17 protein-coding genes are annotated in these 20,342 nt (G+C 70.9%); 8 read left to right on the top strand and 9 right to left on the bottom strand.

The window, feature by feature from the left end:
• Nucleotides 1-116: 116 nt before the first annotated feature.
• Nucleotides 117-1,595, top strand: coding sequence for a protein kinase domain-containing protein (locus ACQPXD_RS42125; RefSeq protein ID WP_432828301.1), 1,479 nt, complete (start codon nucleotides 117-119; stop codon nucleotides 1,593-1,595).
• Nucleotides 1,596-1,642: 47 nt separating this feature from the next.
• Here ACQPXD_RS42125 and ACQPXD_RS42120 read toward each other — a convergent pair whose 3' ends face one another.
• The 7 genes from ACQPXD_RS42120 to ACQPXD_RS42090 form a co-directional block, all read right to left on the bottom strand.
• Nucleotides 1,643-2,428, bottom strand: coding sequence for a hypothetical protein (locus tag ACQPXD_RS42120; protein ID WP_432828299.1), 786 nt, complete (start codon nucleotides 2,426-2,428; stop codon nucleotides 1,643-1,645).
• Between the two features lie 65 nt (nucleotides 2,429-2,493).
• The gene (locus ACQPXD_RS42115; protein ID WP_432828297.1) at nucleotides 2,494-3,105 is read right to left on the bottom strand and encodes a GTP-binding protein; all 612 of its coding nucleotides are present in this window, start codon (nucleotides 3,103-3,105) and stop codon (nucleotides 2,494-2,496) included.
• The gene (locus ACQPXD_RS42110; protein ID WP_432828295.1) at nucleotides 3,086-3,475 is read right to left on the bottom strand and encodes a DUF742 domain-containing protein; all 390 of its coding nucleotides are present in this window, start codon (nucleotides 3,473-3,475) and stop codon (nucleotides 3,086-3,088) included. The genes ACQPXD_RS42115 and ACQPXD_RS42110 overlap by 20 nt, the downstream gene beginning before the upstream one ends.
• Nucleotides 3,476-3,488: 13 nt before the next feature.
• Entirely contained in the window at nucleotides 3,489-3,908 is a 420-nt protein-coding gene (locus ACQPXD_RS42105) for a roadblock/LC7 domain-containing protein (protein ID WP_432828293.1), read from the bottom strand.
• Between the two features lie 36 nt (nucleotides 3,909-3,944).
• The gene (locus ACQPXD_RS42100) at nucleotides 3,945-6,317 is read right to left on the bottom strand and encodes a sensor histidine kinase (protein WP_432828291.1); all 2,373 of its coding nucleotides are present in this window, start codon (nucleotides 6,315-6,317) and stop codon (nucleotides 3,945-3,947) included.
• A gap of 221 nt (nucleotides 6,318-6,538) precedes the next feature.
• Nucleotides 6,539-7,879: a cytochrome P450 gene (locus ACQPXD_RS42095; RefSeq protein ID WP_432828289.1), complete on the bottom strand. Its 1,341-nt coding sequence runs from the start codon at nucleotides 7,877-7,879 to the stop codon at nucleotides 6,539-6,541.
• A 100-nt stretch (nucleotides 7,880-7,979) separates the two neighbouring features.
• Complete coding sequence (locus ACQPXD_RS42090; protein ID WP_432828287.1) at nucleotides 7,980-8,984, bottom strand: helix-turn-helix domain-containing protein; 1,005 nt, start codon at nucleotides 8,982-8,984, stop codon at nucleotides 7,980-7,982.
• A 197-nt stretch (nucleotides 8,985-9,181) separates the two neighbouring features.
• On the opposite strand from ACQPXD_RS42090, the gene ACQPXD_RS42085 reads away from it, so the two are divergent.
• Nucleotides 9,182-10,714 (top strand): PucR family transcriptional regulator, encoded by a 1,533-nt coding sequence (locus ACQPXD_RS42085; RefSeq protein WP_432828285.1) that lies wholly within the window; start codon nucleotides 9,182-9,184, stop codon nucleotides 10,712-10,714.
• 682 nt (nucleotides 10,715-11,396) lie between these two features.
• Here ACQPXD_RS42085 and ACQPXD_RS42080 read toward each other — a convergent pair.
• Nucleotides 11,397-12,416, bottom strand: coding sequence for a coiled-coil domain-containing protein (locus ACQPXD_RS42080; protein WP_432828283.1), 1,020 nt, complete (start codon nucleotides 12,414-12,416; stop codon nucleotides 11,397-11,399).
• A gap of 44 nt (nucleotides 12,417-12,460) precedes the next feature.
• Between ACQPXD_RS42080 and ACQPXD_RS42075 the strand changes: the two genes are divergently transcribed.
• From ACQPXD_RS42075 to ACQPXD_RS42050, 6 genes are all read left to right on the top strand, one after another.
• Nucleotides 12,461-13,738 carry an aspartate aminotransferase family protein gene (locus tag ACQPXD_RS42075; protein WP_432828281.1) on the top strand — a complete coding sequence of 426 codons (1,278 nt, stop codon included), beginning with the start codon at nucleotides 12,461-12,463 and terminating at the stop codon, nucleotides 13,736-13,738.
• 351 nt (nucleotides 13,739-14,089) lie between these two features.
• Complete coding sequence (locus ACQPXD_RS42070) at nucleotides 14,090-15,073, top strand: MurR/RpiR family transcriptional regulator (protein ID WP_432844156.1); 984 nt, start codon at nucleotides 14,090-14,092, stop codon at nucleotides 15,071-15,073.
• A 38-nt stretch (nucleotides 15,074-15,111) separates the two neighbouring features.
• Complete coding sequence (locus tag ACQPXD_RS42065; protein WP_432844154.1) at nucleotides 15,112-15,864, top strand: sugar isomerase domain-containing protein; 753 nt, start codon at nucleotides 15,112-15,114, stop codon at nucleotides 15,862-15,864.
• Nucleotides 15,865-15,886: 22 nt separating this feature from the next.
• Nucleotides 15,887-17,302 (top strand): N-acetylglucosamine/diacetylchitobiose ABC transporter substrate-binding protein, encoded by a 1,416-nt coding sequence (ngcE, locus tag ACQPXD_RS42060; protein ID WP_432828279.1) that lies wholly within the window; start codon nucleotides 15,887-15,889, stop codon nucleotides 17,300-17,302.
• Nucleotides 17,303-17,342: 40 nt separating this feature from the next.
• On the top strand, nucleotides 17,343-18,224 hold the full coding sequence (locus tag ACQPXD_RS42055) for a carbohydrate ABC transporter permease (RefSeq protein WP_432828277.1): 882 nt from the start codon (nucleotides 17,343-17,345) through the stop codon (nucleotides 18,222-18,224).
• A gap of 11 nt (nucleotides 18,225-18,235) precedes the next feature.
• Complete coding sequence (locus tag ACQPXD_RS42050) at nucleotides 18,236-19,153, top strand: carbohydrate ABC transporter permease (protein WP_432828275.1); 918 nt, start codon at nucleotides 18,236-18,238, stop codon at nucleotides 19,151-19,153.
• Between the two features lie 84 nt (nucleotides 19,154-19,237).
• Here ACQPXD_RS42050 and ACQPXD_RS42045 read toward each other — a convergent pair whose 3' ends face one another.
• Nucleotides 19,238-20,332: a hypothetical protein gene (locus tag ACQPXD_RS42045; protein WP_432828273.1), complete on the bottom strand. Its 1,095-nt coding sequence runs from the start codon at nucleotides 20,330-20,332 to the stop codon at nucleotides 19,238-19,240.
• Between the last annotated feature and the right edge of the window lie 10 nt (nucleotides 20,333-20,342).

Below are 20,342 nucleotides of genomic sequence, written 5' to 3'. Positions count from 1 at the left end.
ATCGTGTAGACATCCCTCGATGAGCGGTACGCGGTCTGCTCCCCGGGGGAGGACGGATGACCGATGCGCGTTCGACGGTGCGTGTGCCGGATGGCTATCGCGTCGGTCCATGGCGGGTGACCCGCAGGCTGGCCAGCGGTAGCTGGAGCACCGTGTATGCCGCCGTGCGCGAAACCGGCGTCGCCGGCAAGGAGGAGGCGGCGCTCAAGTTCATCCCGACCGGCACGCTCACCGCGCGCCAGCTGTCCCACCTCGCCGACATCACCGTCCGCGAGCTGGCCGTGCACCGCCGGCTCAGCCATCCGAACCTCATCAAGGTCCTCGAGACCCTGGTCGTGGACGATCCGGCGGAGCCGGAGCTCGACGGCGCGACCGTCATCGTGCTGGAGCTCGCCGAGTGCTCGGCCGCCACGGCGCTCGCCCAGACCGGCGGCGGGCTGCCGGACGCGAGCCGGTCGATCGCCGAGATCTGCGCGGGCCTCGCCTGCCTGCACGAGGCCGGCTGGGTGCACGGCGACCTCAAGCCCAGCAACATCCTGCTGATGGCCGACGGCTCCGTGCGGCTCGCCGACTTCGGCCTCGCCGTGGAGTTGGACGGCACGCACGCCTACCTACCGCCCGGTGGTACGGCCGACTACGTCCCGCCGGAGCGCTGGGCCGAGGGGCTGCGGGCGGGCGGGATCGCGGTCCGGCAGACCGCCGACATCTGGGCCCTCGGCGTCACCGCGTGCCAGCTGCTCACCGGGCGGCTGCCGTTCGCCGGCGTCACGTCCCGCGCCCGGGCCGCGGCCGCCGCCCAGTTCGCCGAGGGCCGGGCCGAGCTCACCCTGCCCGACGGCCTGACGCCGCAGTGGCGCGCGTTCATCGTCGACTGCCTCGCGCCGGACCACCGCACCCGGCTGCGGCACACGGCCGAGAGCCTGCGGCGCCGGGCGAGTGCCGCGGGCGAGGACACCGGCGCGGCGGCGCGCCGCGGGCGCCGGGCCCGGATCATGGTGCTGGCCGGCGTCGCCGCGGCGCTGGTCCTCAGCGGCGTCGCGTATGCCGACCGCGACCCGGCGAAGAACCCGCCCGGCGCCGTCGGCTCGGCCGGCCCGCCCGCGACCGGTTACGAGCGGTACTTCCGCACGGACTCCGACATCCCGCGGCAGTACTACGACCTGATCGTCGAGGCGGGGACGAAGTGCCCGGGCGAGCCGCCGGTGACGCCCTACCTCGTCGCGGCGGTCCTCAAGGCGGAGAGCGGCTTCGACCCGGATCTGAGCGACCCGGTGAAGAACGAGTACGGCATCGCGCGCTGGACGCCGAACGTCCTGCAGTACTACCTGCCGCCGGCGCAGCGGGACACCGAGCCCGTGCCGCCGTTCCCGCCGGAGATGTCCATCCCGCCGATGGGAGACTTCCTCTGCCGCTTCGCGCCCGTCCTGCGCGACGTGCCCGGCGACCCGATGAACAACCTGGTCGCGGCCTGGCGGACCTCGGCGGCCACGGTCCGCGAGGCGGGCGGGGTGCCCGACCGGCCGGCCCTGCGCGAGTATCTGCCCCGCTTCCGGGCCGCGCTCGACGCCTACCGCCCCCCGCCCCGGCCGTCCTGAGACCGGCCGTCCTGAGACCGGCTGAGCGCCCGCCGCGCGGGTCCCGGTCAGCGTGGCGGCAGCAACGCCAGGTGCTCCTCGCGCACCAGGTCGAACTGCAGCGCGAGCGACACCAGCGCGGCGCGCTGCCAGTCGGCCTTGCCCGGCTCGTGGTCGGCCGGCGGCTCGGCGGCGGGCGCCTTGACCCGCAGCTTCGTGCGGGCGAGGTAGTCGATGTGGAAATTGACCGCCGACCGGGAGAGCCCGGCGCCGCCGAGCCGGTCGAGGATCTCCGGCACCGTGCGGATCACGGGCGAGGACGGCTCGCGCAGGCGCGGTTCGCACAGCGCGACGAGCACCTTGAAGTACTTCGCGGTCTCGTCCAGCGGGAACGCCACGCGGGTCGCGTCGGGCGAACCGTCGGGCTGCGGCTGGTGGTCGGCGTAGAGGTGCTGCGGCGCGAACACGTAGAACGCGGCGGACCGCTCGGCGCTCGGCACGACGATCCGGGCGAACTCGAACGGCACCGGCATGTCGAGCCGGCGTGGGGCGAGCTTGACGAACTCGCCGCCGCCCTCCGGGTTTTCGATCACGTAGGTGCTGCGCAGGCTGAGGTTGCTGATCAACCAGTAGTCCTCGACGGCCGTGATCCGGCCGGCGAGCCGGGACACCGCCGCGTCGGACAGGACCAGATCGACCGGGGCGTCGCGGTTGCCGCGCCCGAAGGTCGCGGTGTCGCCGGGTGCGAGGTTGAGCACGGTCGGCGGATCGTCGGCGCTCTGCACGACGATGCCCCGGCCGGACCCACTCGGCACCACGGCCCGGTGCAGCCGGCTCGCCGGTGCGGTCTGCATGCGGGCAATCGTAGGCGCCCCGCCCGCCGCCGGTGGTCCCCCCGGCGTCGGGCGGCCCGGCCGCGCTAGGCCTTGCCGGCGGCGATGCGCTGCTGCTGTGCGACGCTCTGGGCGTGCCGCAGCAAGGCGATGAGCACGGATTTCACCGACTCGCGGTCGCGGGCGTCGCACAGGATGACGGGTGCGCCGGGCTCGAGGTCGAGCGCGATGCGCACCTCCTCGGGCTGGTAGCGGCGCGCGCCGTCGAAGCAGTTCACCGCCACGATGAACGGGATGCCCCGCTCCTCGAAGTAGTCGATGGACTGGAAGCTGTCGTCCAGGCGGCGGGTGTCGGCGAGCACGACCGCGCCCATCGCGCCGGTGGCCAGCTCGTCCCACACGAACAGGAACCGCTCCTGGCCGGGGGTGCCGAACAGGTACAGCACCAGCGACTCGCTGATCGTGATCCGGCCGAAGTCCATGGCCACGGTCGTGGTGGTCTTGGCGGCCACGCCGTCGAGGTCGTCGATGCCGACGCTGGCCTCGGTGAGGGTTTCCTCGGTGCGCAGCGGCTTGATCTCGCTGACCGCGCCGACGAGCGTGGTCTTGCCCACGCCGAAGCCGCCGGCGATGAGCAGCTTCGTGGCCCGGGGCACGGGGCGGCCGTTGCTCGGGGGCTCAAAGGTTGCGGATGCCATTGATCACCGTTTCGAAGACGTCGTCGCCGTCCGCCCCCAGAGTCGGGGCCGGGTCGTGGGCCATGATGAGGACCCGGCTGAGCAGGTCGCCGAGCAAGACCCGGACCGTGCCCACCGGAAGGTTGAGGATGGCGGACAGCTCCGCCACGGAGTTCGGCTGCTGGCACAGCGTGACGATCGCCTCGTGCTCCGGGCCGAGGCCGACGTCCACCGGCGAGATGGCCCGCACCGTCACCACGATGGTGATCAGGTCGAAGTTGCCGCTGGTGGGCTGGGTCCGGCCGCGGGTCATGGCGTAGGGGCGCACGACCGGGCCGGCGTCGGCGTCGACCCATACCTCGTCGGGATCGTGCTGGGCGTTGGGCTCCATGGTTTCCCCCGCGCTAGCCGGCCTTGATCGGAGTGGCGTGGTTGCGCGGCCGGGACTCGAGGTGCTCGGCGACGCGCTGGACCAGCATCCCCATCTCGTAGGCGACCAGACCCATGTCGGTGTCGGGGCCGCTGATGACGGCGAGGCAGGTGCCTTGGCCGGCGCCGGTGACGAAGACGTACCCGCCCTCGAACTCCAGCACCGTCTGGCGCAGGGCGCCGATCTCGAAGTGCGTGCCGACGCCCCGGGCCAGGCTCTGCAGGCCGGACGCGACGGCCGAGAGGCGCTCGGCGTCCTCGCGCTTGATGACCTTCGACGACGCGATGGCCAGGCCATCAGCCGAGAGCACGACGGCATGCCGCAGGTCCGCCACCCGGTTGACCAGGTCTTGTACCAGCCAGCCCAGATCGGCAGTGTTCGGTTCCTGCCCCACTATGGTTCCCTTTCTAAACTTCCGGTCGCGGCTGTGTCATGACTGCTGAGCGGGTGCCCCCGAAGGAGCGGCGTCGCCGTCCCGCCCGTCACCGCCGGGTGCGTGCCGGGCCTGCTGTGCGCCGCGCTGGAAGGCGGCCATCCGCGAGCGGGCCTGCTCGGGGTCGACCGGGGGCGCGGCGGGCGCCGATGCGGCGGGCTCGGCCGGCTTGGGCTGCTTCCGCAAGCGCCGGGGCAGGCCGAACATCGGCCCTGCCGGCGGCTGCGGCGCGGCCGGGGCGGCCGGAGCGAGGTCGCCGACCAGCTCGGCCGCGGGCTCCTCCTCCGCCGCCACCGGGTCGTCCGGGCGGGCCATTACCGCGACGGCGGCGCGCTGCCGCTCGGTGAGATACCCGGTCGAGAGCTCCGCGGCCTTGCCCGCCTGCAGGCCCGCGGCGATCGCCTCGGCCGTGGCACCGGCGCTGCCGTTGAGCGGGGCCGGATCGGCGGCCACCGGCTCGCCGTCGCCCTGGGGGATGATCAGCACGGCCGGGATCAGCACGATCGCGGTCGTCCCGCCGTAGGGGGACTGGCGCAGGTGGACCTGGACGCCGTGGCGCTCGGCGAGCCGGCCCACGACGTAGAGCCCGAGCCGGACGTTGCCCGACAGCTGGAAGTCCGGAGGGTTGCGCACCTGCTCGTTGGCGGCCGCGAGGGCGGTCTCGCCCATGCCCAGGCCGCGGTCCTCGATCTCCACCACGTAACCGTTGCTGACGATCTGCCCGCTGACCTGGACCATCGTGTGCGGCGGGGAGAAGGAGGCGGCGTTCTCGACGAGCTCGGCGAGCAGGTGGATGACGTCACCGACGACCCGGCCGGCGAGGCCGGCGGGCGGGATCGGCAGGACGTTGACCCGGGCGTACTCCTCGATCTCGGCGGTCGCGGCGCGGATGACGTCGATCATCGGCACCGGCCGGCGCCAGACGCGCCCGGCGGTGCCGCCGGAGAGCACGATGAGGTTCTCGGCGTTGCGGCGCATACGGGTGGCCAGGTGGTCGACCCGGAACAGCGCGTCGAGGTCGGCGGCGTCGGTCTCCTCGCGCTCCATGGCGTCGAGCATCTTCAGCTGCCGGTGAATCAGGCCCTGCGAGCGGCGCGCGATGCTCACGAACACGTCGCGGACGCTCTTGCGCAGCTCGGCCTGGTCGACCGCGGCCCGGATGGCGGTCTCCTGCACCGCGTTGAACGCCCGGCCGACCTGCCCGATCTCGTCCGTGCCGAACTCCAGCGGCGGCGCGGCCGTGCGCACGTCGACCTGTTCACCGCGGCGCAGCTGGTCCACGACCGCGGGCAGGCGGTTGGTGGCCAGGTCGTTCGCCGCGTCGCGCAGGCGGATCAGCTGGTTGAGCAGCGACCGGGCGGTGGTGATGGAGATGATGATCGACGCGATCAGCGCGAGCAGGCCGAGGCCGGCCGCGAGGATCAGCCGGACGACGACCCAGATCGCGCCCGGGGCCGCCCGCGCCCGGACGTCCTTGCCGCCGGTGAGCACCACGTCGAGCAGCTGGTCCTGCATCGCCGTCGTCGCGCTCTGCCACTGCGCGGCGTCGAACGGCAGCTTCAGGCCGGCCCGGGCGGAGTTGAGCACCTGGTCCTCGAGCGAGGCGAAGTGGCCGGCGGCGTCGCCGGCCGCCATGCGCGTGTAGCGGGTCTGGTCGTCGGCGGGTAGCTTCGCGACGATCTGACCGACCAGCACCCGGTGCGCGCCGACCAGCTGGGCGAACTGCGAGTACTCGTCGCCGGTGAGCCGGCCGGCCGCGAGTGAACCGGCCAGCAGCGCGTCCTCCTGGGAGATCAGCTCGCGCACCTGGTGCAGCTGGATCAGCGACACGACGGTGTCGGCGATGTCGGCGTCGTCGAGCTGGCCGAGGGAGAAGTAGACCCGGAACAACTGGTCGGCCACCTGGGTGTAGGCGGCCTCGGCGGCGGCGCGGTCGACGGCGCGCGCGTCGACCGCGCCGCGCACGGCGGACAACCCGTGCAGGCTCGCGACCGCGTCGTGGACGCGCTGCTCCAGCCTGGCGTTGGCGGCGAGGCGGGCCAGCCGGCCCTCGGCCGACGCCTGGAACGTCTCGGTCAGCTCGTCGATCTTGTGCCGCTGGGCCACCAGCTGCTCGTGTTCGGCGGCGCTGGCGTTGCCGAGGTACACCATCGACATGCGGCGCTCGGTCTGCAGCTCCAGCAGCAGCGGCTCGCTCGGGTTGTAGATCGTGGTGTTGTAGGTCTGCACCCACAGCAGGTTGAAGCCCTCGCGCAGGGTGACCCAGGCGGCGAAGATCCACAGCGCGGCGAGCGTCGCGAGCAGCATGACGATCTTGCGGCGAAGATTGATCCTGGAGCGCAGGCGTACACGTGCAGTACGGGAGCTCATCACACCGTCCGGGCTTGCGGCTTACGGAATCGGGTCAACTGCAATTGCATTCGGCGCCGGCCGCATCGATCTCGTCATGCCGCAGCAGCGGCCCGACGGTGCGCGGGCAACCGGGGCACCGTAGCAGTGTGTCCGGTCCGCATTCCAGTCCCAATTACATTGGTGTGTACGGATATAACTGTGAACTGGGCATTCGCCTCACCCGTTGGTGGCCCGCGTGCCTATCCGCGCGGCCGCAGCACCATCCGGGCGCGGTGCCACGGGCGCAGCGACGCCGTTGCCCGCGGCCGCAGCGACCGCGGGCCGACCAGCTCCGGCCGGAACCGGGCCAGCACGGCGGCCACGGCAAGCTGGGCCTGGGCGTGCCCGAAGTGCTCGCCCAGGCAGCTGTGCGGGCCGGCGGAGAACGGCAGGTAGCCGAACCGCGGCAGCTCCTGTCCGGCGAAGCGCTGCGGGTCGAAGGTGAGCGGGTCCGGCCAGACGCCCGGCAGCCGGTGGGTGAGGTACGGGCTCAGCATGATCGTCGAGCCGGCCCGGATCGGGACCCCGCCGAGCGTGTCGTCGGCGGTGAGCAGGCGGGGCAGGACCCAGCCCACAGGGTACAGCCGCAGCGTCTCCCGCAGCACCATCCGGGTCTGCTCCAGCCGTGGCAGGTGCTCGGGCCGCGGGTCGCCGCCGCCGACGACCGCCGCCGCCTCCTCGCTCAGCCGCGCGAACACCTCGGGGTGGGCGTCGAGCAGGACCCACACCCAGGTCAGCGTCAGCGCGGTCACCTCGGTGCCGGCGACCACCATGCCCACCAGGTCGTCGCGGATCCGGGCCTCCTCGAGCGGCTCCCCGTGCTCGTCGCGCGCCGCGACGAGGTGCGCGACCAGGTCGTCGTCGTCGGGCCGGGCGGTGCGGATGAGCGGGTAGATGACCTCGTCGGCGATGCGCACCGCCTTGGCGAACGCGCGGTCGCCCGGCACCGGCATCGCGTGGCCGACCCACGGCAGCGCGATCCGCCAGCCCAGCGCCACGAACGCGGCGTCGATCGCCGTGGACAACCGGTCGGCGTCGTCCTCCCGGATGCGGTTGCCGAAGAACACCCGGATCAGCACGCGGTGTGTGATCCTTGTCATCTCGGTCAGCACGTCGACCGGCCGGCCGTCGGCGACCCGCCGGGCCAGCAACTCGACGGCCTCGCCCACCGCCGCGGCCATCGCGTCGGACATCGAGCGGGTGTGACGCAGCGTGAACAGCGGCTGCAGGATGCGCCGGCTGGTGCGCCAGCGCTCGCCCTCGCCGGCGATGCCGGTGCCGACCAGGCGCCGGACCGGCTTCCACAGCATGCCCTCGCGCCGGTACCGATCGGCGTTGCGGTACACGTGCTCGACGTGCGCCGGGTGGGTGACCAGATACGGCCGGGCCGGCCCGAGGTGCAGCCGGGCCAGTGCGCCGTTGGTCTCGCGCCCGATCGCATCGATCGCGGCCATCGGATCGCGGGCCGAGCGCAACAGCCGCCAGGCGGGGACGTCGATCAGAACGTCCGGCGCGGCAGGGATCGGCTTGGTGACGGTCATGCTGGGCCCCTGTCGCGGTGCGGCTCGTGCTTACTGCAATGATCCCATCAAGCACCCGCGCCGAGCCGGGGAGATGTTGACGCAAGTGGATGTGTTTGTGTCATATACTGCGCTTTTGCGATTTCTCGCGCGCGGTGCCGGCGGTGCGCCGCACGTCGCGCGGTGAATCGCCGAAGGCGGCGCGGAACTGCCGGCTGAAGACCTCCTGGCGGGGCAGGCCGTGCCGGCGGGCGATGGCGGCGATCGGCGTCGTGACCTGCCGCGGGTCGAGCAGGTCGCGGTGGCAGCGCTCCAGCCGCCGGGCCTTGATCTCCTCCCGGACCGACCGGCCGTCGGCGAAGAGCCGGTAGAGCGTGCTCACCGAGATGTGGTGCGCGGCGGCGATCATCTGTGGACCGAGATCCGGGTCGCCCAGCCGCTCGTCGATGAACGCGTCGACGCTGCTGCGCAGCGCCCGGCGGCGCACGTCGGCGGGCAGTTCGCGGGTCGTGTCGAGGTACTGCCCGATCATCGCCGCCACCAGGTCGGCGATCCGGTGGCCGAGGAACGCCGCGTCGGCGTCGTGGAACTGCTCCGGGTGCTGGGCGATGTGCAGCATGTCCTGGGCCAGCAGCGCCCCCATGCCGGCCCGGGAGTCCAGCCGGGCGGCCGCCAGCCGCAGCACCGTGTCGTGCGGCATCGGCACCAGGGCGCGCGGCACGATCACGGTCACCGACCGGGCCAGCCGCTCCGGCCCGTCCGGGGCGTGCTTCGCCTCGTGCGGCCGGGACGAGTCGACCAGCGTGAAGTCGCCGCCGGGCCGCAGCAGCGACTCCTGCCGGCCCTGCACGATCGCGCTCGTGCCGGTCAGGGGCAGCGCCAGCGTGTAGGTCTCCGGATCGCCCCGGCGGATCTCCGGCTCGGCCCGCCGGGCATCCAGCGCCGGGTAGGCGAAGGAGGTGAGGGTCACGCCGCCCAGGCCGATGAGCCGCGCCCAGGCGGTGAAGGCGGCCGAGTGCGCGCTGGACACCCGCTGGGGCGCGGCCGCCTCGGCGACCATGTCGTGCCAGCGACCGAACCGCTCTTCGGCCGGGTACTGCGACAGGTCCAGCGTCTGGCTCAGCACGCGGGCGACTGTAACCCACCCGGATTGGCGCTGGCGGTCAAGAAACCTGGCACTGCCGGTCAACATCACACCCGCCGCCCGGCGGAGACTTGATCGAGGCCGGACTATGACGGGACGGCACCGGTGCGGCCGGCGGCCAACGGGGGTGCCGGCCGTACCCCGCCCCCGCGGCCGAACTGCTTGTAGCATCCGCGCTGATGTTCCCTACGGTCCGCGAGGTGCTCGCCCTGGAGCCGGTGCGCAACGGCGCCCCGCGGATCGTGGCGGGCGAGCGCGGCCTCGACCAGGCGGTGCGCTGGGTGCACAGCTCCGAGGTGCCCGACATCGCCACGCTGCTGCGCGGCGGCGAGCTGGTCCTGACCACGGGGATCGGGCTGCCGCCCGACGACGCCGGGCTGCGCCGGTACATCGCCGACCTGGCCGAGGTGGGCGCGTGCGGCCTGGCGGTGGAGATGGGCCGCCGCTACGCCCAGCGGCTGCCGGCGGTCATGGTGCGCACCGCGAACGAGCTCGGCCTGCCCCTGGTCGAGCTGCACCGTGGCACGCCGTTCGTGCTCATCACCGAGGCCGTGCACTCGATGATCATCGACGCCCAGCTGGCCGAGCTGCGCGCGACCGAGGAGATCCACCAGCGCTTCACCGACCTGTCCGTCGAGGGCGCCGGCCCGGCCGAGGTCGTCGCCCAGGCCGCCGCCCTGGCCGGGGCCCCAGTGGTGCTGGAGAACCTGTCCCGCCAGGTGCTGGCCTACGACGCGGCCGGCGGCTCGGCGGAGCTGCTGCTGGCCAACTGGGAGGCGCACTCGCGGGCGATCCGCCCGGCCGGGCGCACCGGGCACGACGCGGAGTCGGGCTGGCTGGTGACCGCGGTCGGCGCGCGCGGCCAGGACTGGGGCCGGCTGCTGATGCGCGTGCCGGCGGCCGAGCGGCGGCACGTGATCCTGATCGAGCGGGCCGCCTCGACGCTCGCGCTGGGCCGCTTGATCGATCCTGACCCGGGCGGGCCGCAGCGCACGCTGCTCACCGCGCTGATCAACCACGCGATGCCGGTCGAGGACGTGGTGCTGCGGGCCCGGGCGCTGGGCGTACCACTGGAGCGCCGGCACCTGGTCGGCCTGGTGATCCGCCCGGCACTGGCCGCTCAGGCCGAGCGCGTCCTGTCCGAGCTGTCGCTCAAGGGCCTCGTCGGCACGCTGGACCCGATGAGCGCGGGCGTCCTGCTGGCCTTGCGCGACAAATCCGACGAACCCGAAATGTTGCGACTTTTCGCGGAGAAGCTCCAAAAGTCCGATAAAACGGTGATCGTGGCGGCCGGCGAGGGCGTCTCGACCCCGCGCGAGGCCCGCCGCTCGCTGATCGAGGCCGCCCAGGTCGCCGAGGCGGTCAGGCACCCGGTCAGCGGCGTCGTGCGGGTCACCGACGTGGGCCTGCCCGGCCTGCTGCACATGCTGCGCGACGAGCCGAGACTGCAGACGTTCGTGGAGCGCGAGCTGGGCCCGCTGCTGGCCTACGACGCCCGCAACCCGCGCGAGCAGCTGCTGGGGGTGCTGCGGGTGTACCTCGACTGCGGCCGCAACAAGTCCGCCGCCGCCGAGCACAGCCACCTGTCGCGGCCGGCCTTCTACGAACGCCTGGCCAAGATCCGCAAGATCCTCGGCGCCGACCTGGACTCGGTGCAGGCCTGCCTGTCCCTGCACGTCGCCCTCCTGGCCCTGGACGCCCTACGCAGCTGACACTTTCGCGAAACGAAAAGTCGGGCGCTCCGCGCCACGACTTTTCGGACTTATACCCTGACGGGCGACATGTCCGTTTAAGTCGCCGTGAGCCGCGCGCGGACCGGCGGTATCTCTCCGCGATCATGCACCCGTCGCCGACGACACCAAGGGTTTTCCATGATCGCGGAGACTTACTGTACCCACGGGTACATCGACTCTCCACGATCATGAAAAAGTCGGCGAACGGCGGCGAGTTGCGCATGATCACGGAGACTTAGCGCGAGAACGGCCAGCACCACGTGGACCCGCACCCCGCGGCGGGCCAGCGGCGCCCGCTGCGCCTGCGACAGCGACAGGGCGGCGGCTTTCGGGCGCACCCGGGCCAGGGTCCGCGCGTGGGAACGCCCTGCGTGCCGGCGGCCCCGCGATGAGCCGCCGAGGGATGCGGCTTTATCGTGATATGTCCGATAAGTCGTGGCGCGGAGCGCCCGACTTATCGGGCTTGTGTAGCCGGGGACTGGGTGCGGGCTTGGCGCCGCGGGCCTGGCAGGGAGGGCCGCCAGGCCCGAGCGGTGTCTGGCGGGAGCGACGGTCTGGAAGTGACGCGGCCCGAGTCAGGCAAAAACGCGCGGACAGCGACATATACGAAATGTCGGATAAGTCAGGACACGGAGTGTTCGGACTTATCCGGAAACGGTCGCTACTGGACTGAGATGTGCACGTGGTTGTAGTGGTCGCCGGCGGGGGTGCCGTCGCCGCCGTATGACTTCCAGCCGCTGCTCGGCTGCCAGATGCGTTTGTACCAGATCACGTACTTGATGCCGAGGTTCTTCGCGTTGGCGATCGCCCAGGCGGCCAGGCTGTCGCCGTAGGTCTTGTCGGCGCCGGTCGCGCGGGCGTTGACGAAGGTGGTCGCGTTGGCCGAGAAGTCGCAGGCCTTGCCGAGCGGATGGTCGCCGCCCCCGCCGTTGCGGTGGCACGACGTGTAGTGCGTGAAGCCGGCCCGGCGGGCCTCGTTGTAGACGTTCAGCGTGCGCGGCGAGATGCACCCGCTGGTCGTCGGGTCGTCGAGGGTGCAGCCCTCCTTCGGCAGCGAGCCGTCGGAGTTGCGCGCGACCCCGTTCGTGGTCACCTTGCCGCCCGATGGGGCGCCGCCGCCCGCGTCCGCGCCGCCGCCGGCCTTGCGCAGCGCGTCCTCGGCGGCCTTCTTGTTGGTCTCCATGATCTTCAGCTGCGCCTGCTGGTTGGCCACCGCGTTGGCGATGTCCTGTTGCTGCTGCTGGAGCTGCTGCTGGGTGGCGGCCAGCTCGCGCAGCTGCTTGTCGTCCTGCTGCAGCATGTACTGCACGGTGACCATGTTGTGCATCATGTCGTCGGCGTTCTCCGCCCCGACGATCACGTTGACCAGGCTGACCCGGCGACCGCGGTAGGCGGCCGCGGCGATGGTGCCCGCGCCGGCCTGCAGCTCGGTGAGGCGGGCCTGGGTCTTCGTCATCTGCTCGCCGATCGAGGCCTGGTCGGCCATCGACTTGTCGAGCCGGCCCTTGGCGTCGTTGTACTCCGCCGTCGCCTTGTCCAGGGCCTGACGCACAGTGAGGTTCTGGCCGCCGTCCTCGTCCGCGCCGGGAGTGGGCTCCGCCGTTGCGGCGTTACCGAACGTGGCCACCAGAACCAGCGCGGTGACCAGGAGCGTGAGGATCCGTCTCGGTGCCGTCGACATCGCGGGACAGCATATCGAAGCGCCCGGAAAACGCCAGCGCGAGAATGTACTCCATGGACGACCTACTCACCCGCCATCGGCGGGTCATGCCCGCCTGGATGCCCGTGTACTACGACGAGCCGATCGAACTGGTCACCGGTAAGGGATCCCGTGTAACGGACAGTAATGGGCGGATCTATCTCGATTTCTTCGGCGGCGTACTGACCAACTCGCTCGGTTACGACCTGCCGGAGGTCCGCGAGGCGGTCGAGCGGCAGTTGCGCACCGGCATCGTGCACACCTCGACGCTGTACCTGATCCGGGCCCAGGTCGAGCTGGCCGAGAAGATCGCGCGGCTGTCCGGCATCCCCGACGCGCGGGTGTTCTTCACCAACTCCGGCACCGAGGCCAACGAGGCCGCGCTGCAGGTCGCCACCAACAAGCGCGGCAGCAGCAGCATCCTGGCGGTGCGCAACAGCTACCACGGCCGCACGGCGGCCACGATCGCGGTGACCGGCAACCGGGCGTGGTCCGCCTCGCCACTCAGCCCGTTCAACGTCAGCTACCTGCACTCCGGCGACCGGCTGCGTGGGCTGTTCAAGGGCATGAGCGACGAGCGGTACCTCGAGGCGGCCGAGGAGGACCTGCGCGAGGTGCTCGCCACCACCACCGCCGGGCCGGTGGCGTGCCTGATCGCGGAGCCGATCCAGGGCGTCGGCGGGTTCGTGCACGGCCCGGACGGCCTGCTGGCGGTCTGGAAACGGGTCCTCGACGAGCACGGCATCCTGCTGATCTCCGACGAGGTGCAGACCGGCTGGGGCCGCACCGGCGAGCATTTCTGGGGGTACCAGGCGCACGACGTGACACCCGACCTGCTGACCTTCGCCAAGGGCATCGGCAACGGCTTCGCGCTGGCCGGTGTCGTCGGCCGGGCCGACGTGCTGGAGGCGGTGCAGGGCATCTCGTTCTCCACCTTCGGCGGCAACCCGATCTCCACCGCCGCCGGTAACGCCGTGCTCGACTACATCCTGGAGCACGACCTGCAGGCCAACGCCGCCCGCACCGGCGCGATCCTGCTCGACGGCCTGCGCGCGCTCGACTGCCCGATCGTGGCGGACGTGCGCGGCAAGGGGCTGATGATCGGCATCGAGCTGACCAGCACGGCCGCGACCACGGCGGTGTTCGAGTCGTGCAAGCGCGACGGGCTGCTGGTGGGCAAGGGCGGCCTCTACGGCACGACGATCCGGATGGGCCCGCCGCTGAACCTCACCGAGGAAGAGGCGCGCGAGGGCCTGGAAATTCTGACCAGTGCCCTCCGCGAGCACGGAAGTGTTTCGGGCTGAGAACGCCCAGGTCAACACAACGATCATCGGAACGGCCGAACCTCCCCAGACGGGTTGGTTCGGCCTTTTCCATGAAAACCGGCGGATTTCTCCGCGGCCCCGCAGGTAACAAAACGGGCAAAATATCGGACGGCGTCTGCCGTCCGGGCGCTTCGGGATGGTCTCCTTGGACCCGCGCCGAGCCTCGCCATCCAGTGGCCATTACCGGTATCGACCTGGTGTTTTAGGTGCCTTTAAGATCCACGTCCTTGGTAACAGTTTGAAAACTTCACCCAACACCTTGACAAGAAGGGCCCCTCAGTAAGAACTTTTACCACTAACAGTTAAGGAACCTTGCTGAAAGGGCGGATGATGGCGGCTCGCGAGGAGGGCACGGCGGTGCAGACCGCTGTCAACGCCTCGCCCGTTTCATCGGTCCCGGTCGACGGCTTCGCGGTCACCGCGGTCGCCGCCGGCGAGAGCGTCCTGGCGCGGGTCCGCGCCGGGCTGCCCGAGTTCACCGGCGCCCTGCAGCGCGTGGCCGAGCTGATCCTGGCCGACCCCGCCGCCGCGGCCCGCTCGACGATCGTCGAGCTCGCCGAGCGCAGCGGCACCTCGCCGGCCACCGTGACCCGCTTCTGCCGGGCGCTGGGCTTCGTCGGCTACGCCGAGCTGCGGCTGGCCATCGCCGGCGAGACCGGCCGGGCCGCCCGCACCGGCGGCTGGACGATGGACATCGGCCGCGAGATCCAGCCGACCGACCCGCTGGAGCGCGTGCTCGGCCAGATCATGGCCGCCGACACGCAGGCGATGCACGACACCGCCGCCCTGCTGGACCTGGCCGAGATCGAGCGCGCCGCGGAGGCCATCGCCCGCGCCGACCGGGTCGACATCTACGGCCAGGGCGGCAGCGCGCTGGTCGGCGGCGAGATGCAGTTCTGCCTGCACCGCATCGGCGTCGCCGCCTGGGCCTGGACCGACGTGCACAACGGCCTGGCCAGCGCGGCGCTGCTCAAGGCCGGCGACGTGGCCCTCGGCATCTCGCACAGCGGCCAGGCCCGCGAGACGATCGAGATGATCGCCGAGGCGAGCAGCCGGGGCGCGACGACGGTCGCGCTGACCAGCTTCCCGCGCTCGCCGCTGGCCGAGGTCGCCGACATCGTCCTGCTCACCGCGACGCAGGCGACCACCTTCCGGCCCGACGCCCTGTCGGCCCGGCACCCGCAGCTCGTGGTGCTCGACCTGCTGTACATCGCGGTCGCCCAGCGCACCCACGAGCGCGCCCACGCAGCGTTCTCCGTCACGGCCCAGGCGGTCGCCGGACACCGGTCGGCCTCCGGAAAGGAAGCGTCGTGACCACCCTCCAGGACGCTCGCGCGAGAAAGGGCGTCGGCATGGCCGTCACCGCTCACGGTTACGTCTCCGCGATCCAGTCGCTCATCGACCGGATCGCCAACACCCAGGCCGGCAACATCGACCAGGCGGCCGAGCACATCACCGCCGCGATACAGGCCGGCGGGCTTCTCCAGGCGTTCGGCACGGGGCACTCCGAGGCGGTGGCGGTGGACTTCGCCGGCCGCGCCGGAGGGCTCGTGCCGACGAACAAGATCCTCCTGCGGGACCTCGTCGTCTACGGCGGCGCGGACCCGAGGATCCTCGAGGACAACAAGCTGGAGCGCGATCCGGCGATCGCCGCCCAGCTCTACGAGATCGCCGCGCCGCGTCCCGAGGACGTGTTCGTGATGGCCTCGCAGTCGGGGATCAACGGGGGGATCGTCGAGATGGCGCTGCTGATCAAGCAGCGCGGGCACAAACTCATCGCCATCACCTCGGTCGAGCACACCGTCCGGGTGTCCCCCAGACACCCCTCGGGGCAGCGGCTCGCCGACATTGCCGACGTCGTGCTGGACAACGGCGCGCCGTACGGCGACGCACTGCTGTCGCTGGAAGGCGGCGGCGCGGTCTGCCCGGTCTCTTCGGTCACCAACGCGCTGATCGCGCAGCTGGTGGTCGCCGAGGTCGTGCGACGTATCGAGGCCGCGGGCGAGGTGGCTCCCGTCTACCTGTCCGCAAACGTCCCCGGCGGGGACGAGCACAACCACACCCTCGAGTCGCGGTACGCCGGACGCGTCCGGCGAACCGCCTGACCCGAACCGAGGAGACCCCCACATGTCCAATGATCTGACTCGTCGTACCGTCCTGCGGCGCGCGGCGGCGGCGGGCCTGCTCGCCACGCCGGCCGCCGGCCTGCTGGCCGCCTGCGCGGACAGCGGCAGCGAAGAGCCGTCCACCACCAACACCGGTGCGGTCAGCGCGACCAACCCGCTCGGTGCGCCCGAGGACCAGCCGATCAACGTCATCATCTTCAACGGCGGCTACGGCGACAAGTACGCCACCGACGTGCACGAGCCGCTGTACAAGAAGGCGCACCCGAAGTCCGAGGTCAAGCACCAGTCCAGCCAGGCCATCTCCACGCTGGTGCAGCCGCTGATCTCCGGCGGCAACGCCCCGGAGTTCGTGAACAACTCCGGTGAGAAGTCGATGGACTTCGGCGCGCTCGTCGCCGACGGTCAGCTCGCCGACCTCACCCCGCTGCTGGACGCGCCCTCGGTCGACGACCCGAACAAGAAGGTCCGCGACACCCTGATGCCCGGCACCATCGAGGCCGGCTCGTTCAACGGCAAGCCGTACGTGCTGTACTACGTCTCGACCGTGTTCGGCATCTGGTACTCCGGCAAGCTGTTCGCCGACAAGGGCTGGAAGGCGCCGACCACGTGGAGCGACTTCACCGCGCTCTGCGAGGAGATCAAGAAGGCCGGCATCGCGCCGTTCGCCTACGCCGGTGCCAACGCCGCGTACTACATGTGGAACGTGCTCCTCACCAGCGCCGCGAAGATCGGCGGCACGGACATCCTCAAGAACATCGACAACCTCGAGGACGGCGCCTGGAAGGTCGACGCGATCAAGCAGTCGGCGGCGGCGTGGGCCGAGATCGGTGCCAAGTACAACCTGCAGGGCGCCGAGGGCCTCAAGCACACGGACGTCCAGCTCAAGCAGAACCAGTACCAGCTCGCGTTCTACCCGTCCGGTGACTGGCTGGAGAACGAGCAGAAGAAGGACACACCGACCGACTTCAAGTACCAGGTGATGCCGACGCCGAGCGTCACCACCTCGGACAAGCTCAAGCCGACCGCGGTCCGCGCGGCCGCCGGCGAGGGCTACATCGTGCTGGCCAAGAGCAAGAACCCCAAGGGCGGCCTGGAGTACATGCGCCAGATGCTGTCGAAGGCGGGCGGCCACGGCTTCACGGAGATTGTGAAGGCGCCTACCGTGGTGCAGGGAAGCACGGACGGGATCAGCTTCACGCCCGGCATCCAGTCCTCGCAGGACGCCCTCAAGGCGGCCGGCCAGGAAGTGTTCAACCTGTACTTCGACGGCTGGTACAAGGATCTCGACAAGGAGGCCCGTACCGCCACCAACGAGCTGATGTTCGGCCGGATCAACGCCGACGCGTTCGTGGAGCGCATCCAGAAGAAGGCCGACGAGATCAAGAAGGACTCGTCTGTCACCAAGTTCAAGCGCTGATCGGAGCCTGATCATGCGGCACGGAAGATACCCCTTCATTGTGGGGTTCCTGGTTGCGCCGGTGACGCTGTACGCGATCTTCGTCCTGTCCCCGTATGTGCAGACGATCCGTCTGTCGTTCACCCAATGGCGCGGGTACGTCCCGCCCAAGTGGGTCGGGACGGAGAACTACTCGCGCATGTTCCACAACCACCGGTTCTGGCAGGCGCTGGAGCACCACGCAATCATGCTGGTCTTCCTGCCGCTGATTACCATCGCGTTTGCCCTGGTCTTTGCCTTCCTGCTCAACGTGGGTGGCAGGGGCCAGGGCGGCAAGACCGCGGGTGTCTGGGGGTCGAAGTTCTACCGCGTGGTGTTCTTCCTCCCCCAGGTCCTCGCGATCCCGGTGATCGCGGTGCTGTTCCAGACCGTGTACCGGCCGAACGAGTCCGGCCTGATCAACGGTGTGCTGCTCAAGGCCGGCCTGGACAAGCCCGTCGGCTTCCTCATCGACAAAAATCTGGCCCTGCCGTCGATCATCGCCGTGCTCGTGTGGCAGGCGGTCGGCTTCTACGTCGTGCTTTTCTCGGCGGGCATGGCCAACATCCCGGCCGACATCTACGAGGCCGCGGAGATCGACGGCGCCTCCAAGGCGCGGTTGTTCTTCTCGATCACCCTGCCGCTGCTGTGGGACACGCTGCAGACCGCCTGGGTGTACCTGGGAATCATGGCCTTCGATGGGTTCGCCATCGTGCAGGTGCTCGCCCAGGACAACGGCGGCCCGGACGGCGCGACCACGGTGCTGGGCCTGGAAATCTACAACAACATGCAGCAGAGCCGCCTCGGCGACGCGAGCACCTACGGCGTCGCGCTGTGCCTGCTGACCCTCACCTTTGCCGTCCTCACGCTGCGCGTCACCCGGCGCGAGTCGTACGAGTTCTGAGAGGCAGGGACATGACTGCCACCATCGGCCGGGAGACGCCCGGCCAGCGCAGCGGAACCACCGACGTCCAGCGCCGTGCGAAGGCCCCCGCGCCCCGCCGGAAGTTCAGCCTGCTCGGCGGCCTCGGGCACGTCATGCTGGCCGTCTGGGCGCTGCTCATCATCATTCCGCTGATCTGGGTGTTCCTGGCCTCGTTCAAGAACACCACGGAGATCTTCAGCGCGCCGTGGTCCATGCCGGACCACCTGCGCTGGGAGAACTGGGGCCGGGCCTGGAGCAAGGCGCACGTGGGCCGCTACGTGCTCAACAGCGTGCTCGTGGTGAGCCTGAGCACCTTGGGCACGATGCTGCTGTCGTCGATGGCGGCGTACGTTCTGGCACGGTATCGGTTCTGGGGCAACCGGCTGATCTATTTCGCCTTCGTCGCCGGCATCGCCTTCCCGCCGTTCCTCGCTGTCGTGCCGCTGTTCTTCGTCGTGAAGAACTTCGGTCTGCTCAACAGCTATACCGGGCTCATCCTGGTGTACATCGCCTACTCCCTGCCATTCACGATCTTCTTCCTGTCCGCGTTCTTCCGCTCGCTGCCCAACTCGGTCGCCGAGGCGGCCACGATCGACGGTGCGTCGCACACCCGGCTGTTCTTCTCGGTGATGCTGCCGATGGCCAAGCCGGGCATGATCAGCCTTACGATCTTCAACCTGATCGGGCAGTGGGCGCAGTACCTGTTGCCGCTGGTCCTGATGGCGGGCGCGCGGGACAAATGGGTGCTCACCCAGGGCATCCAGGACATCTCGACGGCGGCCGGCTACGAGGCGGACTGGTCGGGCCTCTTCGCCGCGCTGACGATCTCGATCCTTCCGATGATCGTCATGTACATCATTTTCCAGCGTCAGATCCAGGCCGGCCTGACCGCCGGCGCCGTGAAGTAGCCACAGAACGCACCGCGCCGGGGCGGCGAGCGGCGGCACAACCGCGCCCGCCCCGGCGCGCGTCCATCTCCTCAGGTTTCGTGGTCAGCCCGAGATCGGGCCCCAGGTCGAGTCGAGCCTGGTCATGGTGTGCCGACCGGTCTGCCGTTGGGACGGGTCGGCTCCGGCGCCACCGATGACGACCACGGGGTGCTTGATCGCGGGGAGGGTGGTGGGCGGCGTGAGCAGACGGGCCTGCAGCCCGATCTCCAGCACGTCGCCGGCCTTGACCTTGACCGGCGTCGCCCACTGCGTCTCGTAGACGGACGTGGTGCGGACGGTTCGGACGAGCCGGATCCGGCCCGCGGGGGGCTTGCCGTTGAGCAGCACCGATGTCGTCGTGAGCTCCTTGACCAGGTAGGGGTCGAGCGCGACGGTGAAGGCGAGCGGAGTCGGGGCGTCGCCCGGTCCGGTGCCGGATACGCGAAGCAGTTGCGGGTAGTAGTAGACGAACTCCGCCGCTGACGGTGCGACGTGGCGGCCCCAGCCGCCGGTGAGCTCGACACCCCACGGCGTGCGGGGGGTCGCTGCACCCGGCGCCCGGCTGGCGCGCAGGCGCTGTTCGACCCTCGGCGAGCGGCCGGCGGCCGGGACCTCGATGACCGGATCCGCCGTATTGCGAAGGAGGTCCTGCGGATACGGCGCGGGGTGGGCGGTGCCGGCGACGAGCACCGGCGCGTGCTGCGTGTCCGGCGACGCCGGGATGGGTTCGCCGAGCGTCACGGCGCATACCGTCATCCCCGTCGCCTTGTCCCGCCGCACGGCGCTGGTGGTCCTCACTCGGCGTGTGCCGGCGGTGATCAGGGCGCTGCGGCGCGGCGAATACAGCCGCGGGTCGAAGCTGATCTCGATGCTGGTGCCCGCGGGCAGGTCGGCGCCGGTATTGACGATCCGGACGGCGAGCTGGCGGGGGTAGGCGGCCACGGTCGTGGAGTCCCCGGACAGCACGGTCACGGGATCGTCGGCGATCGGCTCCAGCGTCAGGACCGGCGGGCTGAGATCGGGTGCCTTGGCGGATGCCGGCGAGGGTGGCGCGAGCTCGATCGCACCGGCGCCGATCACGACTCCGGCGGCGGTCAGCACCTGGCGGCGGGACAGGCCGCCGCGGCCGGCCTCGGCGTGTGCTTCGGTGTCGGTCATTGCTCCATCC

It is taken from the genome of Dactylosporangium sp. CA-092794, from assembly GCF_050948465.1.
In the GTDB taxonomy this organism is placed as follows: domain Bacteria; phylum Actinomycetota; class Actinomycetes; order Mycobacteriales; family Micromonosporaceae; genus Dactylosporangium.
The sequence above is the reverse complement of the archived record's forward strand: the minus strand, read 5'-3'. Positions and strand labels throughout refer to the sequence as shown.

Coding starts and splice junctions, on each gene's coding strand:
- ACQPXD_RS42095 (WP_432828289.1), bottom strand. CDS start 7,879: ATGACCGTCACCAAGCCGATCCCTGCCGCGCCGGACGTTCTGATCGAC.
- ACQPXD_RS42085 (WP_432828285.1), top strand. CDS start 9,182: ATGTTCCCTACGGTCCGCGAGGTGCTCGCCCTGGAGCCGGTGCGCAAC.
- ACQPXD_RS42115 (WP_432828297.1), bottom strand. CDS start 3,105: ATGGCATCCGCAACCTTTGAGCCCCCGAGCAACGGCCGCCCCGTGCCC.
- ACQPXD_RS42110 (WP_432828295.1), bottom strand. CDS start 3,475: ATGGAGCCCAACGCCCAGCACGATCCCGACGAGGTATGGGTCGACGCC.
- ACQPXD_RS42075 (WP_432828281.1), top strand. CDS start 12,461: ATGTACTCCATGGACGACCTACTCACCCGCCATCGGCGGGTCATGCCC.
- ACQPXD_RS42100 (WP_432828291.1), bottom strand. CDS start 6,317: ATGAGCTCCCGTACTGCACGTGTACGCCTGCGCTCCAGGATCAATCTT.
- ngcE (WP_432828279.1), top strand. CDS start 15,887: ATGTCCAATGATCTGACTCGTCGTACCGTCCTGCGGCGCGCGGCGGCG.
- ACQPXD_RS42045 (WP_432828273.1), bottom strand. CDS start 20,332: ATGACCGACACCGAAGCACACGCCGAGGCCGGCCGCGGCGGCCTGTCC.
- ACQPXD_RS42080 (WP_432828283.1), bottom strand. CDS start 12,416: ATGTCGACGGCACCGAGACGGATCCTCACGCTCCTGGTCACCGCGCTG.
- ACQPXD_RS42120 (WP_432828299.1), bottom strand. CDS start 2,428: ATGCAGACCGCACCGGCGAGCCGGCTGCACCGGGCCGTGGTGCCGAGT.
- ACQPXD_RS42065 (WP_432844154.1), top strand. CDS start 15,112: ATGGCCGTCACCGCTCACGGTTACGTCTCCGCGATCCAGTCGCTCATC.
- ACQPXD_RS42070 (WP_432844156.1), top strand. CDS start 14,090: ATGGCGGCTCGCGAGGAGGGCACGGCGGTGCAGACCGCTGTCAACGCC.
- ACQPXD_RS42050 (WP_432828275.1), top strand. CDS start 18,236: ATGACTGCCACCATCGGCCGGGAGACGCCCGGCCAGCGCAGCGGAACC.